The 18,851-nt window shown below is 65.2% G+C and carries 17 protein-coding genes and 1 riboswitch; of the genes, 13 read left to right on the top strand and 4 right to left on the bottom strand.

Going from position 1 to position 18,851, the window contains the following annotated elements; genetic code table 11:
- The first annotated feature begins 68 nt into the window (after positions 1-68).
- The 7 genes from DOM45_RS12760 (at position 69) to DOM45_RS12730 (ending at position 8,423) form a co-directional block, all read left to right on the top strand.
- The gene (locus tag DOM45_RS12760) at positions 69-887 is read left to right on the top strand and encodes a motility protein A (RefSeq protein ID WP_110601073.1); all 819 of its coding nucleotides are present in this window, start codon (positions 69-71) and stop codon (positions 885-887) included.
- Complete coding sequence (locus DOM45_RS20320) at positions 884-1,738, top strand: OmpA/MotB family protein (protein ID WP_240612384.1); 855 nt, start codon at positions 884-886, stop codon at positions 1,736-1,738. Before DOM45_RS12760 ends, DOM45_RS20320 begins: the two co-directional genes overlap by 4 nt.
- A gap of 105 nt (positions 1,739-1,843) precedes the next feature.
- Positions 1,844-2,107, top strand: a riboswitch (cobalamin riboswitch).
- A 172-nt stretch (positions 2,108-2,279) separates the two neighbouring features.
- On the top strand, positions 2,280-4,145 hold the full coding sequence (locus tag DOM45_RS12750) for a TonB-dependent receptor domain-containing protein (RefSeq protein WP_162302623.1): 1,866 nt from the start codon (positions 2,280-2,282) through the stop codon (positions 4,143-4,145).
- A gap of 139 nt (positions 4,146-4,284) precedes the next feature.
- Entirely contained in the window at positions 4,285-5,352 is a 1,068-nt protein-coding gene (locus DOM45_RS12745) for a PA0069 family radical SAM protein (RefSeq protein WP_110601070.1), read from the top strand.
- Between the two features lie 232 nt (positions 5,353-5,584).
- The gene (locus DOM45_RS12740; protein ID WP_110601068.1) at positions 5,585-6,370 is read left to right on the top strand and encodes a glycosyltransferase family 2 protein; all 786 of its coding nucleotides are present in this window, start codon (positions 5,585-5,587) and stop codon (positions 6,368-6,370) included.
- On the top strand, positions 6,367-6,663 hold the full coding sequence (locus tag DOM45_RS12735) for a lipid-A-disaccharide synthase N-terminal domain-containing protein (RefSeq protein ID WP_110601067.1): 297 nt from the start codon (positions 6,367-6,369) through the stop codon (positions 6,661-6,663). Before DOM45_RS12740 ends, DOM45_RS12735 begins: the two co-directional genes overlap by 4 nt.
- A gap of 14 nt (positions 6,664-6,677) precedes the next feature.
- Positions 6,678-8,423, top strand: coding sequence for an ArnT family glycosyltransferase (locus tag DOM45_RS12730; RefSeq protein ID WP_110601065.1), 1,746 nt, complete (start codon positions 6,678-6,680; stop codon positions 8,421-8,423).
- Positions 8,424-8,535: 112 nt separating this feature from the next.
- Here the strand turns inward: DOM45_RS12730 and DOM45_RS12725 are convergent, their stop codons facing one another.
- Positions 8,536-9,936 (bottom strand): ATP-binding protein, encoded by a 1,401-nt coding sequence (locus DOM45_RS12725; RefSeq protein WP_110601064.1) that lies wholly within the window; start codon positions 9,934-9,936, stop codon positions 8,536-8,538.
- Positions 9,933-10,595, bottom strand: coding sequence for a response regulator (locus tag DOM45_RS12720; RefSeq protein WP_110601063.1), 663 nt, complete (start codon positions 10,593-10,595; stop codon positions 9,933-9,935). Before DOM45_RS12720 ends, DOM45_RS12725 begins: the two co-directional genes overlap by 4 nt.
- A 219-nt stretch (positions 10,596-10,814) precedes the next feature.
- On the opposite strand from DOM45_RS12720, the gene DOM45_RS12715 reads away from it, so the two are divergent.
- The 4 genes from DOM45_RS12715 to cobO all read left to right on the top strand — a co-directional run bounded on the left by DOM45_RS12715 (position 10,815) and on the right by cobO (position 14,529).
- Positions 10,815-12,437: an ArnT family glycosyltransferase gene (locus DOM45_RS12715; RefSeq protein WP_157958418.1), complete on the top strand. Its 1,623-nt coding sequence runs from the start codon at positions 10,815-10,817 to the stop codon at positions 12,435-12,437.
- A gap of 58 nt (positions 12,438-12,495) precedes the next feature.
- A complete protein-coding gene (locus DOM45_RS12710) occupies positions 12,496-13,485 on the top strand; it encodes an SDR family NAD(P)-dependent oxidoreductase (RefSeq protein WP_110601059.1) in 990 nt (329 codons plus the stop codon).
- Between the two features lie 88 nt (positions 13,486-13,573).
- Positions 13,574-13,882: a winged helix-turn-helix domain-containing protein gene (locus DOM45_RS12705; RefSeq protein WP_110601057.1), complete on the top strand. Its 309-nt coding sequence runs from the start codon at positions 13,574-13,576 to the stop codon at positions 13,880-13,882.
- A 47-nt stretch (positions 13,883-13,929) separates the two neighbouring features.
- Positions 13,930-14,529 (top strand): cob(I)yrinic acid a,c-diamide adenosyltransferase, encoded by a 600-nt coding sequence (cobO, locus tag DOM45_RS12700; protein WP_110601056.1) that lies wholly within the window; start codon positions 13,930-13,932, stop codon positions 14,527-14,529.
- Positions 14,530-14,607: 78 nt separating this feature from the next.
- On the opposite strand, the gene DOM45_RS12695 is transcribed toward cobO, so the two are convergent.
- Positions 14,608-15,522: a cobalamin-binding protein gene (locus DOM45_RS12695; protein WP_157958417.1), complete on the bottom strand. Its 915-nt coding sequence runs from the start codon at positions 15,520-15,522 to the stop codon at positions 14,608-14,610.
- 123 nt (positions 15,523-15,645) lie between these two features.
- Here DOM45_RS12695 and DOM45_RS12690 point away from each other — a divergent pair, with 123 nt between their 5' ends.
- Positions 15,646-16,458, top strand: coding sequence for an SIMPL domain-containing protein (locus DOM45_RS12690; RefSeq protein WP_110601052.1), 813 nt, complete (start codon positions 15,646-15,648; stop codon positions 16,456-16,458).
- Positions 16,459-16,506: 48 nt separating this feature from the next.
- Here DOM45_RS12690 and DOM45_RS12685 read toward each other — a convergent pair whose 3' ends face one another.
- A complete protein-coding gene (locus tag DOM45_RS12685; RefSeq protein ID WP_110601050.1) occupies positions 16,507-17,952 on the bottom strand; it encodes a sodium-dependent transporter in 1,446 nt (481 codons plus the stop codon).
- A 239-nt stretch (positions 17,953-18,191) separates the two neighbouring features.
- Between DOM45_RS12685 and DOM45_RS12680 the strand changes: the two genes are divergently transcribed.
- Positions 18,192-18,848 carry a potassium channel family protein gene (locus DOM45_RS12680; RefSeq protein WP_162302622.1) on the top strand — a complete coding sequence of 219 codons (657 nt, stop codon included), beginning with the start codon at positions 18,192-18,194 and terminating at the stop codon, positions 18,846-18,848.
- The last annotated feature ends 3 nt before the right edge of the window (positions 18,849-18,851 follow it).

Below are 18,851 nucleotides of genomic sequence, written 5' to 3'. Positions count from 1 at the left end.
AACCTTTGACGGCGCCTTCCTGGGCATAAGATGTGCACCATGCCCGTTTTCCAGGTCGCGAGCCGTTCATGAACCCATCCACGCTCATCGGCATCATCGCCAGCGCACTGCTGCTGGCGACCGTCGTGCTATTCACCGCTCAGGCCCCGAGCAGCTTCTTCAACCTGCCGGGGCTCGCGATCGTGCTTACCGGCACGCTGGCGGCCAGCTTCATCAGCTACCCGCTTCGGGAGATGCAGCGGCTGTGCCGCCAGATCGCCGTCGTGTTTCGACGCGAGCCCCAGGCCAGCGAGCTGGAGAGCGACCTCGAGCAGTTGATCGAAATGTCGCGCCACTGGAGCCGTGGCAATATCCGCGCCATCGAAGGCGCACTGGAGAGCACCACCAACCCTTTCCTGCGGACCGGCATACAGATGGTGATCGCCAACACCCGGGAGGAGGAGATCCGTGAAATGCTGCGCTGGCGCATGGTGCGGGTGAAGGCCAAGGAGCGCACCGAGGCGCAGATCCTGCGCACCATGGCGGTCTATGCGCCGGCATTCGGGATGCTGGGCACGCTGGTCGGACTGATCAACATGCTCGAGGTGATCCAGGCCGGCGACCTGGCGGTGATCGGCCCACGCCTGGCGGTGGCACTGATGTCGACCTTCTACGGCATTCTGCTGGCCAACCTGTTGTTCAAGCCGATCGCGGTCAAGCTCGAACGCCGCACCGAGGCCCGGCTGATGGCCATGACGCTGCTTCTCGAAGGGATCATGATGGTCAGCAAGCGTCGTCTGCCGGCGTTCATCGAGGAGGCGCTGAACACCTACCGTGCCGAACATCGCGACGAGATGCGCGACGCGCGACGCCCGCAGCCCGCCGACGCCGCGGCCGAATCCGCATGAGCCTGGCCGCGATCTCCCCCGGCGGCCCCTTCTCCGACCTGCTGTTCGACGACGGCCCCTTCGACGACGCCGGCCGCAGCAGCGAGAGCGACTCTTGGCTGATGAGCTATCTCGACATGCTCATGCTGCTGATCACCTTCTTCGTGCTGATGCTGGCGCTCTACGGCGGCCAGCTCGTCGATCGCGACCTCGAGACGCCCGCGGTCACGGCCCTGCCGCTGCACGTGCCGGCGGTTCGCCCCCCGGCGCCTCTCCCCGCCGCGACCGTCGGCGAGTTCTATCGCCCGCCGCGACAGCTCGCCCCGGCGCCGCTGGCAAGTGATGTCGGCTTCTATTCGCCCGGCCCGGTCGCGGTCCCAGAAGAAAGGGTGGCCGAGGCACCGATGGTGTTCAGCGTGCCGCTGTTCGACCTGCCCGACGCCACGCCCACAGCCGCACTGCCGCAGATCGACGGCGTCGAGGTCACCGCGATTCCCCACGGATTCAACCTGCGGATCCAGGATCACCTGCTCTTCGACAGCAGCGCCGTGGGGCTCAGCGACAGCGGCCGACAACTGGTCGAACGGCTGATCCCGACACTGCAGGCTTTCAACGGCACCATCTCGGTCGAAGGCCATACCGACAGCGTCCCGATCTCGACCCCGCGCTTCCCCTCCAACTGGGAGCTCTCGGCGGCGCGAGCCTCGGCGGTGGTGCGCGTACTGCGGTTGGCCGGTATCGACGGCGACCGGCTACGGGCGATCGGCTACGCCTCGACCCACCCCCTGGCCAGCAACCACACCCCCACCGGTCGCGCCAGCAATCGCCGCGTGGAGCTGGTGCTTCAGGAATCGAACTCGCCGACGCCGTGACGACTCGCCCCGGGTCGCGGCGCCGCGAGCGCCGCCCCGCGCAGGAATGCCATCGGCCATCCCTGCCGATCCTGAATTCACTTGTGGGAAGGAAGCTGCGACAATCCGCCCCGTCGAGAGACGTGTGCACGGGAAGCGGGTGAGAACCCCGCACTGCCCCCGCAACGGTAATCGCGTTGGGAATGTTGCATTTCCCTGGATACCACCGGGATGCGCCATCGAGCCATCCAGCCACTGTGATCCACCGGATATCGATTCGAAAGCGTTCGTGTCAAGGGAACGTCCGGGGTCATGGGAAGGCGTGTGTATCGGATGACCCGAGGGTCACCCCGCGAGAGTCCGGAGACCGGCGCGTTTCTCTTCACTGGTTGATGCGGAGGGCTCATCCAGTGACGACCCCACCTGCCCGAGTGCACTGACGCCCGGGGCGGGCTTCGTCACGTCCGTCCTCCCATTGCGTTCTCGTCAGGATTCAGCACCATCGGCCTCGCCCCACCAGCGGCGGTAGTCGATGGCGCCACGCAGTTGGGGATCACATCACATGCGTTACAAGAAAAGCGCGGTTATCTCGAGCCTCGCGCTCACGGTGGCCATGGCCACGCTGCCGGCCCATGCCCAGCAGGTCTCGGCCCGACAGCAGCAGCTCGACGACGTCCAGGTCACCGCCAATCGCCTGCCGCAATCGCAGGCCGACGTGCTGGCCAGCACCACCATCATCGACCGCGCCGAGATCGAGCGCAGCCAGGCCGACAGCGTGGTCGAACTGCTGCAGGGTCGCGCCGGCATCGAAATCGCCCAGACCGGCGCGCCGGGCAGTCTCACCAGCCTGTTCATGCGCGGCAGCGAATCCGATCATAGCGTCGTGCTGGTCGATGGCGTTCGGATCAACTCGGCGACGAGCGGCGGTGCCAGCCTGGAGTTCCTGCCGCCGGAAGCGATCGACCGCATCGAAATCGTCCGCGGCCCACGAGCGGCGGCCTATGGCGCCGATGCCATCGGCGGCGTGATCCAGATATTCACCCGGCGCGGCGGCGATGGCACTCGAGGCGCGCTGAACCTGAGAGTCGGGGAGAACAGCACCAACAAGCAGAATCTGTTCGTCTCCACGGGAGACGACGACACCCGCCTTAACGCCACCCTGTTTCGCCGCGACGGCGACGGCTTCAACGCCACCGAGGCCGACACCAGCGGCGAGCGGGATGGCTTCGAACGCAGCGGTGGTCAATTGGGCCTCTCTCACCGTTTCAGCGATCGGGTCGACTTCAGCTTCAATGCCCTGCGCCAGAATTTCGACACCGATTATGATGACTGTTATCCCGCCAGCGCCCTGGGCGCGTCCCAGGACTGCCGGACCAAGGGCTACCTGCAGACCTTCGGCGGTCAGCTCGACGTTGCGCTCGACACCGACTGGGACATGATTCTCACCGCGGGTCATTTCGACGAGCAGCGGGAGGAGCGTTACGCCGGCGAGCGCAACAGCCGCACCGAGTCACACCGCAACGAGCTGGGATTGCAGCACCGCTTCACGCGGCAAAATGGCGTCGACGTGCTCGGGGTCGACTATCGCGAGGAGCGTCTCGATTACGACGATTACGCCTATGGTTCGCGATATCAAAAGGATAGCCGCGAGAACTATGGCCTCTACGCTATGGTCCAGCGTCAATATGGTCCCCACGAGGTGTCGGGCTCACTGCGCTACGACGATGATTCGCGGTTCGGCGACGAGACGACCGGTAATCTCGGCTATGCCTATCACCTGACCCGGTTCCAACGAATCGGCGTCAGCTACGGCACCGCCTTCAAGGCGCCCAATCTGATCGACCTCTACGGACCCTACGGCACCAACCCCGATCTCGACGCCGAGACCTCGAAGACACTGGAGGCCTTCTGGGCCCTGGACCGCGGCCCCTGGGACGCTCGGGTGTCCGTGTTCGAAAGCCGGATCGACGACCTGATCAGCTACGACCCGACGACCTATATTCCCTACAACGTCGATGAAGCGCGCATCCGGGGCGTCGAGTTGAGCGGCGGCTGGCAGCGCGGCGGTTTCGCCCTGCGCGCCAGCCTGACTCACCAGGATCCAGAGGATCGCGATACCGGCGACCGACTCAAGCGCCGCGCCAGGACATTTGGCCGGGTCGATGCCGACTACAGCCTCGCTGCCTGGTCCGTTGGCGCCACCCTGCGCGCCGCGGGCGACCGCCGCGACACCCAGTTCTCCTTTCCCTACGGCGACACCACCACGGCCGGCTACGGCGTGGTCGACCTGCGCACCGCCTGGCAGGTCACGCCGACCGTCGAACTGTTTGCCAAGCTGAAAAACGCCTTCGACAAGGATTATCAGCTGGTGGATGGCTACAACACCCAGGACCGCTATCTCGAAGGTGGCGTGAAGCTCAGCTTCTGACTGCCTTTCACATGCAGCGGCGCCGACTCCCCGGCGCCGCTTCCCTCTTCCCTCTTCCCTCTTCCCTCTTGAAACAGCTTCTCCCTCTTCGCGCCCGGTGATACTGTATATATAAACAGTCACCATAGGAGTCGCTGGCATGACGTCTCCCTCCAGGCCCATGAAAGGCCGCGGCGCGACCTACAACCCCGACAACCGTTTCCAGCCGACCCACAGCACACGTGAAGACGACGGCTGGTGGCAGGAGGAGCTGCCGCCGCGAATCGCTACCCAGGTCCAGTTCGAGGCGCCTCGCACGGCGCTCTCCTGGAATCAATCGCCGGATCTGGGGTTCGATCGCTCGCTCAACCCCTATCGCGGCTGCGAGCACGGCTGTATCTATTGCTACGCCCGGCCCAGCCACGCCTATTGGGATCTCTCTCCCGGCATCGATTTCGAGACCCGGCTGATCGCCAAGACCGGCATGGTGGACCGGCTGCGCGAGGAACTGTGCAAGCCCGGTTACGTCTGCCGCCCCATCAATCTCTCCGGCAACACCGACTGCTACCAGCCGATCGAGGCCCAACATGGGACGACGCGCTCGCTGCTGGAACTCCTGCTGACGTGTCGCCACCCGGTCACGCTGGTGACCAAGAGCGCGCTCGTTCTGCGCGACCGTGAACTGCTGGCCGAGATGGCGCGCCAGCGTCTGGTCAGGGTCTTCGTCAGTCTCACCTCGCTCGACAACGAGTTGAAACGCACCCTGGAGCCGCGTACCGCCTCTCCGGCGGCGCGCATCAAGGTCATCCGGGAGCTGCACCAGGCGGGAATACCGGTCGGCGTGCTGGTGGCGCCGGTCATTCCTGCCATCAACGATAGCGAGATCGAGACCCTCCTGGCCCGGGCCGCCGACGCCGGCGCCAGAACCGGCAACTGGACGCTGCTGCGCCTGCCGCGCGAGGTGTCGCCGCTGTTCGAGGCCTGGCTGGAACAGCACTACCCGGAGCGTGCGGGCAAGGTGATGAGCCTGGTCCGCCAGTCCCGCGGCGGCCACGCCAACGACAGTCGCTTCGGCCATCGCATGCGTGGCGAGGGCCTGTTCGTGGATATGATCGGTCAGCGCTTCCGCCGCGCGGCCAAGCGGTTGGGAATGGGTCAACGGGCGGACATGGGGCTCGAGACCACCCACTTCCGCGCGCCTCATGCCCAGCAGGACCTGTTCGGCTGATTCTCGGGAACCGGCCAACACCTGCCGACGACATTCCATGGTAGGAATGTCGTTGTCGCGATTGTCGCTTAAGCTTCCTTTAAGTCTGGCCCGCGACCATGGCGGCACGCCGCTCGCGCGCTCCGCGACACGATCAACCGAGCCAGACCGAACCGCCTGGGCCATACATTCGGAGAGGCGGGTTTCATCCATTGCCCAGGCCATCGGTCACCTCGCCAGGAAATTGCCATCCATGCATTCATCCCTTCGCTCTCCCCTGCTCTCGATCCTGATCCCGGCCAAGGACGAGGCCGGCAATCTGCCAGGCCTGCTCGATGAGATCGAGCGGGCACTGGCGGATATCGACCACGAAGTCATCGTGGTCGACGACGCCTCGACCGACGGCACCTGGGATCTGCTGGAACGACGGGCCGCGCGGGATCCCCGCCTGCGCCCGATGCGTCACGCCCGGAGTGCGGGGCAGAGCACCTCGGTCTGGCAGGCGGCCAGGGCCGCACGAGGTGTCTGGCTCGGCACGCTCGATGGCGACGGCCAGAACGACCCGGCCGATCTTCCCAGGCTATTCGAACGCGCCCGGCGTGGGGATGTCACACTGGTCGCAGGACACCGCACCAATCGCCGTGACGACTGGATCAAGCGCCTGTCCTCCAAGGTGGCCAATCGCGTGCGCTCGGCGCTGCTGAACGACGCCACGCCGGATACCGGTTGCGGGCTGAAGGTGGTGCACCGTGATGCCTTCGTGTCACTCCCCTACTTTGACCACATGCACCGCTTTCTGCCGGCGTTGATTCGCGCCCAAGGCGGCCAGTGCGTCTCCGTTCCGGTCAACCACCGCCCTCGGGGGACCGGGGCGTCACACTACGGGCTCAACAATCGCCTGTGGGTCGGGCTGGTGGATATGGTCGGCGTCATGTGGTTACGCCGCCGTAGCCGGTTGCCCGCGGCGTGCCTCGAGCTGACGGCCCAGGGTGACGCGGCCGATCACCGGCGCCCCGACGGTGAGGAGGCGACGTCATGAGCCAAGAGTGGATATGGGTGATCATCGGCTTTATCGGCCAGACCCTGTTTTCGGCCCGTTTCATCATTCAGTGGCTCGCCAGCGAGCGCGCCAGGCGCAGCATCATTCCCGTCGCATTCTGGTTCTTCAGCATCGGCGGCGGTGCCACCCTGCTGGCCTACGCGATCTACCGTCGCGACCCGGTGTTCATCGCCGGACAGGGTGCTGGCCTGGTCATCTACGTTCGCAATCTGATGCTGATCCGGCGGGAGAAGCACCAGGCTAGCGTCCCGGAAACCCCCTCGAATTCCTGAACGAGATCTCGCTCATGCGGCGCTTCCTGTCCGATCCCTCACAGGCCCACTATCGGCGTGCCTGGCTGCTGTTGCTGCTGTTCACCACCGTGCTGCTGGGCATCGGTATCGGCCTGCGGGACCCCTGGCCGGCCGACGAACCGCGTTTCGCCCTCAACGCGCTGGAGATGTTGCGCACCGGGCAGTTCTGGTTTCCGCATCGCGGCGGCGAGCTCTATCCCGACAAGCCGCCGGTATTCATGTGGGCATCCGCGCTGAGCATCTGGCTGACCGGCTCCGTGCGCTGGGGATTTTTGATCCCCACCACGCTCGCGGGTATCGGCACCCTGCTGCTGACGGTCGATCTGTGTCGCCGCCTGTACGGTCGCCGTATCGCACTGATGTCGGGGCTGGCGCTACTGAGCGCGTTCCAGTTCGTGCTGCAGGCCAAGACTGCGCAGATCGACATGATGTTGACCTTCTGTACCACGCTCGCCACCTATGGCCTGTTGCGCCACGCCCTGCTAGGCCCGGCCCGGCGCTGGTGGCTGGTGGGCTGGGCGGCGATGGGGCTGGGCATCATCACCAAGGGTGTCGGCATTCTGCCACTGACGCTGCTTCCGGCCTGGCTATGGATGGCCTACTCCAGCCGTTCTCGTGGACGAATCGCCCCCATCACGCTCAAGGCGGCGCTCCAGGGGGTGGCCGTCATGGTGGCCTGCATCGCGGCCTGGGCCGTGCCGATGATCGTGATGGCGACCTGGGGAGACGATCCCTCGCTGGCAGCCTACCGAGACAACATCCTGTTCAAGCAGACCGGCCAGAGGTATGCCGACTCCTGGACCCACCTCGAACCCTGGTATTACTACCTGGTCAACGTGCTGCCCTGGGCATGGATGCCATTGGTCCTGGCCTTTCCGTGGGCCCTCCCCGCCTGGTGGCGTCGGCTGCGGCGCTCCGACCCGCGAGTCCTGCTGCCGCTCAGTTCGGTGGTACTGATCGTGACCTTCTTTTCCCTCTCGCCCGGCAAGCGCGGCGTCTACATGCTGCCAACCTTGCCGTTGCTGGTATTGGCGATGGCACCGCTGCTGCCGGGGCTCGTCACCCGAAAGCGCCTTCAGTGGCTGGGTTTCGGCCTGTTGGCATTGCTGGGGGGGCTGCTGCTGGCCGCTGGCATTCTCGGCGCTGCCGGTCTGCCCGCGCTGACCAAGGTCGCCGAGCGTCACGCCGTGTTCCCATGGGCCTGGTGGATCGTGATCGGCGCCATCGCCGTGGGGCTGCTAGTCATCCTGCGGCCTCGCCGCGGACTCTGGGCACTGGCCAGTTGGCTGGTGGTGTTCTGGGTGAGCTGGTCGACCTGGGGCTACGCGCTGCAGGATCATGCGCGCTCGCCGCGTGACATGATGGCACAGGTGCGGTCGATCACTGGCGCCGACGCCTGGCTGGCCATGCCGGACTTCGACGAGGAATTCCTGCTCCAGTCCCGCCAGCCCAGCATCCAGTTCGGCGACCGCACCCCCGCCAGCGCCCAGTTCCGGCGGGCGTTCGCCTGGCTGCAGCAGGATCGAAGCCGCTGGATGTTCGCGATGCAGCGCCAAGCCGAGGATTACGACTGCATCGACCGGGACCAGATTCATGACCTGGGCATTCAGAACGGCGACGACTGGTGGCTGATCCCGGCAACCGCCGTCGATCGGTGCCAGGGCGACGCCAACGCAGCACCGCTGTTCGTGGCACCCACCACGCTGCCGGATCACACCGGCAGCGCGCCCAGGGTCTGACGACAACGGGTTTCTCGCCCCAGGGAGGGCTCCACTGGAGTCCGGGCACCTTGCGAGGCGTTGAATCTGGCGCCCCGAAACCGGGGCCAGACTCATGGCTCGAGGCAGGGACTCAGGCCACGGTGTCCAACCAGTCGAGCCGCACCCTCAGTCCGCCGTCGTCGCGGTTGGCGAGAGACAGGCTCAGGCGCTGGCGCTCGGCGATCTCGACGGCGATCGACAACCCCAGACCGCTGCCGCTGATGCGCTGGTCGGAGGCCCGCTGGAAGCGTTGGGTCACGGCTTCCAGCATCGATTCGGGGATTCCCGGCCCGGAGTCTTCGATGCTCAACCACGCTCGCTGGCCGTCGATCCCCACGGTCACGACGACCCGCCCTCCCGGCGGGGTGTAACGCAGCGCGTTGTCCATCAGGTTGCGGATCAGGATCCCCAGCTCGGTGGCATTGCCCATCACGGTGACGGGCTTGCCCTCGACGATTTCCAGCGCCTGCTGCTGCGACTCGGCCAGCGGCCATAGATCGGCAGCCAGATCCATGACCAGCGCCGGTAACGCGACCGGTTCGGGAGCCGGTCGTGGCTGGTCAATATCGAGCCGGGCCAGCAGCAGCAGCTGTTCGACCACTCGCTGCAACCGCTCGATGCCGTTGTAGGCCTTGTCCAGCGCACTGGGCTCACCGAAGCGGGCGTTGTCCAGATGAATCTTCATCGCGGCCAGTGGCGTGCGCAGCTCGTGGGCGGCATCGGCAGTGAAGCGGCGTTCGCGCTCCAGCGTCTGGGCGAGTCGATCGATGAAGTCATTGAGCGCGCCACGCAGGGTCTGCAACTCCCTTGGTACCGCCACCCGGATCGGGCTGAGGTCCTTTTCGTCCCGTGATCTGACTTGGCGCGATAGATGATCGATGGGCCCCAGGCCACGTCGGATCAGCCGCGCAATCAGCCAGATCAGAACAGGCAGCGCCAGCAGCAGCGGTATGAAATTGCCCAGCGCGACCTTGTTGGACAGCTCGTCCTGAAAAGACTCTCTCAAACCGACGCTGATCCAGCGACCACCATCCACCGGCATGCTGAAGACCCGCCACCGGTGACCCTCGTAGGTGACCCAGCGATGTCCGGTCTTGCGTGGCGGAGGGAATCCCTCGTCATTTTCGCCCCAGCGGGAACCCAGCAGGATGGGGTGAAGCTCGTCGTCCCAGAAGCCCACTGACAGCATCCGCTCCTCGTGATCGTAGAGCTTCGGGTCGGTATCCGGAGAGAGCTCCGCCTCGGCCTGGCCATACCAGTGGGCGAAATGGCCCGGCTGAGAGAGCTGCTCCGCGATGGCGGCATAGGCTTGCGGCTTGGTGTCGGTATCGACGAGCCCCGACACCACGCGCGCCTGCAGGCTCAACTGGGCGTCGAAGATCTCTTCCATCTCATGACGGGTGATCAGGTAGGCGGCGGTCACGGCCAGCGCCATGACCAGAAGCAGAACACCAGCGAGGGTGAAATTGAGATAGCGGCGAATCGATGTCATGCCACGCGGCTATCCAGGCGATAACCGATCCCTCTGACGGTGGTGATCAGGTGCTTGTCGAGCTTGCGCCGCAAGTGATGGACATGGACTTCGAGCGCGTTGGAGCCGACCTCCTCCCCCCAGCCATAGAGCAGGCTTTCCAGCTTGGGCCGGGACATCACCTTGTCGCTGTTTCTGGCCAGTTCCAGCAGCAACGCGAACTCACGGCGCCCGAGGGTGATCGTGTCGCCTCGCCAACTGACCACATGCTGCGACTCATCGATCGTCAACTGTCCAATCGAGAGCAGTTGGGTCGAACGCCCCTCGGCGCGACGGGTCACCACCCGCATCCGCGCCAGCAGCTCCTGCAGATCGAACGGCTTGAGGACGTAGTCGTCGGCGCCCGCATCCAACCCCTGGATGCGCTGCTCGACGGCGTCGCGTGCGGTCAGGATCAGGACCGGGATCGAATGCTGCCGACGCATCTCCTTCAATACCATCAACCCATCGACATCCGGCAGTCCCAGGTCGAGAATGACCAGCGAGAACGGTTCGACGCGCACCGCTTCCAGTGCGTCGCGACCTTTCAGCAGCCAATCGACGACGTAGCCCTCTCGGATCAGGGCAGTGCGGATGCCGTCACCCAGCAAGGGGTCATCTTCCACCAACAATACGCGCATTGCGGTTTCCGTCTTGGTTTACCCGTGGAGATCCGGGGGATCTCGCTCTTCTCCTCCATTGAGGCACACCTGGCTTAACGATTTCTTATCACATCCTGCCTCGATATTCCTGTGGATGGGCTACCCAGCCGGATGCCGACCGTCTTGCCTGCCGGATAATGTTTCGTTAAGCCAGCGGCGCCAAAGTGGCCTCTCGAAGCCACCTCGGGACGTCATCGCGTGATCAGCATCCAGAAATTTTCGCCCTTATCGTACACGCTACGGTTGCAGGCCAGGCATCGAGACGCCCTCGTCATCCTCGTGCTGTGGGCGATGTCGCTGGCCTGCGCGCTGTTCAGGCCGCTGATGCCGATCGACGAGACACGTTACGTCTCGGTGGCCTGGGAGATGTGGCACAACCACTCGTTCTGGCTGCCGCTCATGAATGGCGAAGCCTACGCCGACAAGCCTCCGCTGCTGTTCTGGCTGATCCAGTCGGGCTGGACGCTGTTCGGCGTCAATGACTGGTGGCCCAAGTCGATCTCGCCGCTGGCCTCACTGATCGCGATGATCCATCTCTATCGAATCGCACGCCGACTGGGTTACGCCGGTAGTCAGGCGCGTCTGGCCCCGATGGTGCTTGGCGCCATGCTGATGTGGAATCTCTACGCTGGCGCATTGATGTTCGACGTACTGCTGAGTGCCTGCCTGCTGGGCGCCATCTCGCCATTGATAGCGGGTCAGTTCACCTCACGCAAGGCCATCATCAGTGGCCTGTGGCTAGGCTTGGCGCTGCTGGCCAAGGGGCCGGCGGCCTTCGTGACGCTGGTGCCGATTCTGCTGTCGATTCCGCTCTGGCGCGCCTCGCCGTTGGGTGGGCCCGGCCGGCGGCGCCTGGCCTTCGCCTTGGTGCTCGGGATCTCGATGCTATTGGCCTGGGCGCTGTCCGCCGCCTGGCTGGGCGGTGCCGCTTACGCCAAGGACCTGCTCTGGGGTCAGAGTGTCGACCGCCTGCAGCACGCCATGGCCCATGCGCGCCCGGCGTGGTGGTACCTGCCGTGGCTGCCATTGCTGACCTTCCCGTGGTCGCTGTGGCCCGCCGGGTGGCCACGCCTCCCCCGGCAGCGCCATCAGCGACTGGCCTGGATCTGGCTGGCCGCACCGTTACTGGTCTTCTCGTTGATCAGCGGCAAGCAGATCCACTATCTGATGCCGCTGCTGCCTGCACTGGCGCTGCTGGTCATGGACCGCCTGGGTCAGGTCGCCCCGGACAAGCCATTTAGCCTACGGTCGGCGGCAGCGGCGATAATGCTGCTGGGCGTGGCGGCGCTCGGCCTGGCGGGGTTCGGCCGCGCCGAGGTCGTCGGCTCGATGATTTCGCCTTTCGGCGCACTAGTGCTGCTCGCGTTCGCCGCCATCGTATGGCGGCAACGCTGGCGAAGCAGCGCCCAGGCTACCCGCGGCCTCGCGCTGGGCACGGCTGTCGCCACGCTGATAACGGCTCAACTGGTGCTGGCCCCGCTCTGGAGCCACTACGACATCGGCGCGCCGAGCAGGCTGTTGGCCAGGCTCGAAGCCAGCGGTGTTCCCGTCGCCTTCAATGGCGACAACTATCAGGCCACCTTCCAGTTTGCCGGACGCCTGGAAAGGCCACTGGTTACGCTTTCCGGCAATCCCGCCGATCTCTGCCAGTTCGGGCAACAGTCTCCGACCGGCTGGATCGTGGGTCGAGAGCGCGACCTGGGCCCGCTGATCGCCCAGGATGGCGCCGCCCATGTGTTCGACTATCGTGGCGGAAAGCTGGACATCGTGCCTGTCATCGCGCTGTCATTTAGTCCCCGACGACCCGCTTGCGACTGGTAGAATTCGGTCGCGGCTCACCGGCCCGAGCGGTGAAGATTCTTTCAATACAGGAACCAGCATGAAAATTCTCGTCACCGGCGCGGCCGGATTCATCGGCTTTCACCTCGCCGACCGCCTCGCTCGCGAGGGCCACAGCGTCGTCGCGCTGGACAATCTCAACGACTACTACGCCGTGTCGCTCAAGCAAGCGCGCAGGGAACGATTGACGGGCATTCCCTTCCATCGCATGGATATCGCGGACCTCGAATCGCTGGAGACGCTTTTCGCGCGCGAACGCTTCACCCATGTCGTCAATCTCGCGGCGCAGGCCGGGGTACGCCACTCCGTGGAGCATCCCCACGAGTACGGCCGCAGCAATCTGACGGGATTTCTCAACCTGCTCGACGTGTGCAAGCGACACGACATCGAACATCTTCTCTACGCCTCCTCCAGCTCGGTCTACGGGCGCCAGAAGACGCTGCCCTTCCGGGAAACCGACCCGGTGGACCAGCCCGCGTCGATCTACGCCGCCACCAAGCGCGCCAACGAGATGATGGCCTACAGCTACGCCGACCTGCACCGGCTGCCCGCCACCGGGATGCGATTCTTCACGGTCTACGGCCCGTGGGGACGCCCGGACATGGCACCTTGCCTGTTCGCGTCGAGCCTGCTGCGGGGAGAGCCTATCGAGATCTTCAATCACGGTCGCATGGCGAGGGACTTTACCTATATCGACGACGTGGTCGAATGCATCGTGCGGCTGCTGCCTCATGCACCACATCCCGACGCTGACCGGCCCGCGCCACACGAAATCTACAACCTGGGCCGCGGCAAGCCGATCGCCCTGCTCGACTTCGTCGACACGCTTGAAAAGCGTCTGGGAGTCGACGCCACAAGACATTTCAAGCAGATGCAGCCGGGTGATGTCGAGCGAACCTGGGCGGATACTCACAAGCTGCGATCGGTCATCGACTACACCCCTCGAGTCTCCCTGGAGGAAGGAATCGACCAGTTCGTCACCTGGCTGCTCGACTACCGCGAGCTGATGCTGGATGCCATGGCCGCTTGATAGCCGTCACCACCGCAAGTCCGGTGGTCGTCGAACGGGAAGCGTTGGCGTAGCATCTGGCACAATTCCCCTAACGACGAGTCCAAGCATGCCGTTGAGCAAGACCCGAACCAGTTTCTATCGCCGCCTCTACGTCGCCCACCTGATCGATGCCGGCGTCGCAGCCAGCGTTCCGGCCATCGTCGAGCTCAGTGGCATGCCGCGCCGCACGGCCCAGGACACCCTGACAGCGCTCGCGGAACTCGATATCCGCTGCGAGTTCGAGCAGTCCCGCGGCGAACGCCATCAGATCGGCCGCTACGTGATCCGTGACTGGGGACCCATTTCCTCGACTTGGGTGAACGACCATGCCGAGCAGATCGCCAGTGCCCTGGGCTATCCGCTGCACAGGCCCTGAGTTCGCCACGGCCCTGCCCTCCCGACCATCAGCAACCGGAGTCGCCCATGAGCGATCGCCAGCAGCGTCATCAGCAAGCCATGCAGAAGCTCAAATCCCATGTCGACGAGAAGGTCGCCGCCGCTACCGAGCAGCGCGGCCTGCTGCTGGTCTTCACCGGCAACGGCAAGGGCAAGACCACGGCGGCGTGGGGCACGGTGACCCGAGCGCTGGGCTACGGCTACCGTGTCGGCGTGATCCAGTTCATCAAGGGGCTGTGGGAGTGCGGCGAGCGCGAGCGGTTGGTCGAGGATCCCCATCTCGAGGTCCACGTCATGGCCACGGGCTTCACCTGGGATACCCAGAACCGCGACAGCGACACCGCCGCCTGCCTCGAGGTCTGGCGGGAAGCCGAGCGCTTGCTCGCCGACCCCGAGGTCTACCTGGTGGTGCTCGACGAGATCACCTACATGCTCAAGTTCGGCTATCTCGACATCGATACGGTCAAGCGCGCCATCGCCGATCGCCCGCCGGAGCAGAGCGTCATCGTCACCGGGCGCAACGCCCATCGCGAGCTGGTCGAGATGGCGGACACGGTCACCGACATGCACGACACCAAGCACGCCTTCGATGCGGGGGTGCAGGCGCGCCGCGGCATCGACTACTGAGAAAAGCGATCTGCGTTGGCATGGCCGTTTTGCCTTGTCTTGCCTGCCTCGCCCACGTTGTTCCAAGGCTTGTCGAGACTATCGACCGCGATCTCCGCCCAGAGCTCTGCACACCTCTCGCACCGCCTGGATCATGCGCGGCCCGGGGCGGCTGATCGTATCCGGGTCCAAGGTGTACAACGCGTCGTTGCGCACCGCCGGCAGCTCGTCACGGCCGGCCCAGAACGCTTTCCAGCGGTCGTCGGCACCGGCTGCCAGGATGATCTCCGGCTGCGCTTCGAGCAGCGATTCCCAGCCAATCTGCGGCACCAGCACCGAAGCCTCTTCGAACAGCGGCACGCCACCGCAGTGACGAATGACCTGAGTTACGATCTGCCCGCCGGCCAGCGTGGTCAATGGCGACTGCCCCAACTGATAGAAGACCCGCGGTACCGGCGACAACGTCTGTGAACTGCGTCTCAGCCCGTCCTCGAACCGCGAGGCGGCCTGTTCTCCGGCAGCGTCGTGTCCCGTCAGTCGACCGATATCGCGCAGATCGCCGGCGATCTGTCCGAGGCGCCGCGGTTCGCTGCGGTAAACGGGGATGCCCAGCCGATCCAGTTGCTCGATCAGCGATGCCGGGGTGCCACTGCCCCAGACCAGCACCAGATCCGGCTGCTTGGCGACGATCGCTTCGAGGGGAATGCCACGGTAGCTGCCGACCCGGCCGATCTCTCTCGCCGCCGATGGATAGTCGCTGCCCTCGATGACGCCGACCAGTTGGCCGCCGGCGCCGACGGCATAACTCATCTCCACCAGATGCGGCGCCAGCGCCACGATGCGCTGGGCGGGCCGGGCCAGCGCGACGGTACGCCCGCTGTCGTCCTCGACGCTGATGAGGTCTCTCGCCGCCAGCGCGTGCAGCGGCAAAAACAGCGCGCCGATGGCGGCGAGCGCTGGCCACCACCGGAAGCACGACATCACGGCATGCCGCAATGGGGAAAGAGAGCGCATCATCGGTTCTACGAGTTGGGCTGAAGGTGTCGGCGAGCATAGCATGGGAACCGAATGACGCCGGAGGCGTCTATGCAGCGCCCACATCTTGCACGACATCCGTTTTTCGATAGAGGAAGTTCCATGTCTCGAGACGCTCTGTTCAATCGTTCGGCCCACACTTCATCCCGCCGGAGTCGCCTGGCCCGTCACCTGGGCCTGGGGCTCGCCGGGATGGTGGCGACCGTGGCATTGGCCACACCGGCGCTCGCCGACAAGACGCCACACCAGCTCCATGTCCAGGCCAACGCCACGATCGATGTCGCCCCGGATCAGGCAACGCTGAATGCGCGATTGTGGGAGCTGACGCCGGCCCAGGTTCAGGGAGAGGAGTCCTCGGGCGACAGTGACGCCATCAAGACAGCGCGTGATCGGCTGGAGAGCCGCACCGGTGAGTTGATCCGTACCCTGGAGAATGCCGGCATCGACAGCCAGCAGATCCGTGCCGGCTCCCTCAGCGTGCGCCCGGACATCGTCCAGACCGGCAGTCGGGGTGACGACGGCCCGCCGCCGAAGGTGCGTACCCGGATCGAGCGGTCGGTGTCGTTGACGCTGAACGACCTCGACCGGCTGCCACGGGTGCTCGATGCCCTGACCACCGCTGGCGTCGACTCCCTCGACGGTGTCAGCTACGGTCTGCAGGACAGCGACGCGGCCGACGACCGTGCCCTCAAGCAAGCGCTGGAGCGCGCGCGCCAGAAGGCCGAGATGATGGCCGACACCCTGAATGTCGACCTGGGCGACGTCGTCAATATCGAGGAGACCACGGCGCCCCGCTATCAGCCGCAGATGATGATGCGCGCCGCCGAGGCCGACAGCGCCAGCTCGGCCGAATATCGCAGCGGCGAGATCAGTATCGACGCCGGCGTCAGCGTGACCTGGGAAATCGACGACTGAGACGATGTCGGGCGGGCCGCAAGGCCCGCCCATGGCGTGACACCAGGCTCACGCCCGACGTGTCAGGCGAGCGAGGGCGACCTCCGCCAGCACCGCCAGCACCAGCACCATTGCCAGCCAACGCCAGTCGAAACCTGAGTTCGGCACCCCCAGGGCATCCAGGAACACCATCACGATCGCCACCGGACAGACGTAGCGGACGGTGAACCGCCACAGGGCGTAGAGGGCCGATGGCAGCCCCAACTCCTCCTCGAGGCTCTCTCGACGTAGCACGAAGCCGGCCAGCAGCGCCGTTCCCAGGCCGCCCAGCGGCATCAGGAAGCGCGAGGTCAGGAAATCCAGCCAGTCGAAGAAGTGGCGTCCCGCCAGCTTCCAGTCCGCTCCGACATTGAATGACAGCATCGCCAGCGTGCTCACGATCCACAGCAGGATGCCGACGCCCCAGGCCGCCCTGACCCGCGACAGGCCATGACTTTCGTTCAGCCACGCGACCGTGGCTTCGATCATCGAGATGGCGGAGGTCAGCGCGGCCACGGTCAGCATCAAAAAGAAGATCGTCTCGATCACCCCGCCCAGCGGCATCTGCTGGAATGCCAACGGCAGACTCATGAAAATGAGACCGGGACCGGAAGCCGGGTCCATGCCGTTGGCGAAGATCACGGGAAAGATCGCCAACCCTGCCATCAGTGCCACCAGCGTGTCGCAGAGAGCGACCACCAGCGTGGTGCGGCCGATGGATTGATCCGCCGGCAGGTAGGCGCCGTAGGTGAGAATCGCGCCGGAGGCCAGCGACAGGGTGAAGAAGGCGTGCCCCATTGCCGCCAGAATGGCCTGCCCGGTGAGCTTGCCGGGGTCGAAGGCGAACAGGAACTGTACGCCGGCACCGAAGCTGCCGGAGAACACCGCGTACACGATCATCACCACCAGCATGACCACCAGGCCAGGCATCATCCAGCGTACGCTGCGCTCGATGCCCGCCTGGACACCCAGCCCGACGATCGCCATTGTCGCCACGGTAACGAGCGTACTCCAGAAGCCGAGATTCCACGGGTTGGCGTTGTTGGCACCGAAGATGGCCGCCATGCCCTCGACGCTATCGGCCGTCAGGCCGCCGCTGAGCGACTTCCACAGATAGGAGACGGCCCAGCCGGCAACCACGACGTAGAACGACAGGATCATGAAACCGCACAGCATCGCCATCCAGCCAAGTCCCGACCACAGCCCGCTGCGTCCGGACTCCCGCACCACCCGCCGGATCGCATCCACCGGACTGCCCCGGCCTCTGCGCCCCAGCGCGATCTCGGTCATCATCACCGGCACGCCGATGGCCGCGATGCAGACCAGGTAGACCATGACGAAGGCGCCGCCACCGTATTCGCCGGTCATGTACGGGAATTTCCAGATATTGCCCAGGCCCACGGACGAGCCAGTCGCCGCCAGGACGAAGCCCCAGCGTCCCAGCCACAGGTTCTTGGGTCGTGCGATTGCGGTCATGCTTCCTCTTTCGTTCCAGTGGACGGCCTGAATGGGCCAGCCCGTATCGAAGCCGGGTACGGCGCAAGGAGTCGCCCGATGGCGGACGATGCGGCGGAGGATTGTAGCGTCGGCGCGGGACATGCGCGACCGGGTCGTGATTGTTAGGATGCCGGGGCTTGTGCAAAGCTTGGCCCACAGCGATGATCCCGCCCACTCGCCGGTCGGCATTACCGGCATCGATCGACAAGGAGATTCCGATGTCCCGGCACTTCGCCATTCTGGGGTTGGGCTACTTCGGCAGCACCGTTGCACGCGAACTCAAACGTCATCAGAACCAGGTGCTCGGGGTCGACGCCGACGAGACGCGGGTCGATGCGCTGTCGGACACGCTCGATCATGCGGTGATCGCCGACCTCACCGACGAGAAGGCGCTCGGCGAGCTCTCGCTGGATGCCTACGATGTCGTGGTGATCGATGTCGACGACAATGTCGAGGCCAGCGTCACCTGCACGCTCCACGTCAAGGAGCTGGGCGCCAAGGAGATCTGGGCCAAGGCGCACTCCGATGCCCACTACAAGTTGCTCAAGCGGCTGGGCGCCGATCGGGTCGTCTACCCGGAGTACGACGTCGGCGTGCGGGTCGCGGAGAGCCTCAACTATCATGCCATGGTCGATTTCATCCGGCTGGGCGAGCGCCAGTTCATCGTCGAGATCGAGACCACCGACCGCCTGGTAGAGAACTGCGCCAGCGTCGCCAACCTGTCGATCGATCCCGAGGCGCTGTTTCTGGTCGCCATCAAGCGGGGCGAAGAGGTGATTCGCAATCCGGATGACGACACGCCACTCCGCTCCGGCGACAGCCTGATCCTGATGGGCGACCTGCAAGCGCTGCGCGAAATCGGCAAACAGATATGAGCT

Origin of the sequence: Salinicola lusitanus, assembly GCF_003206045.1 — a bacterium.
Classification (GTDB): domain Bacteria; phylum Pseudomonadota; class Gammaproteobacteria; order Pseudomonadales; family Halomonadaceae; genus Salinicola; species Salinicola lusitanus.
The sequence above is the reverse complement of the archived record's forward strand: the minus strand, read 5'-3'. Positions and strand labels throughout refer to the sequence as shown.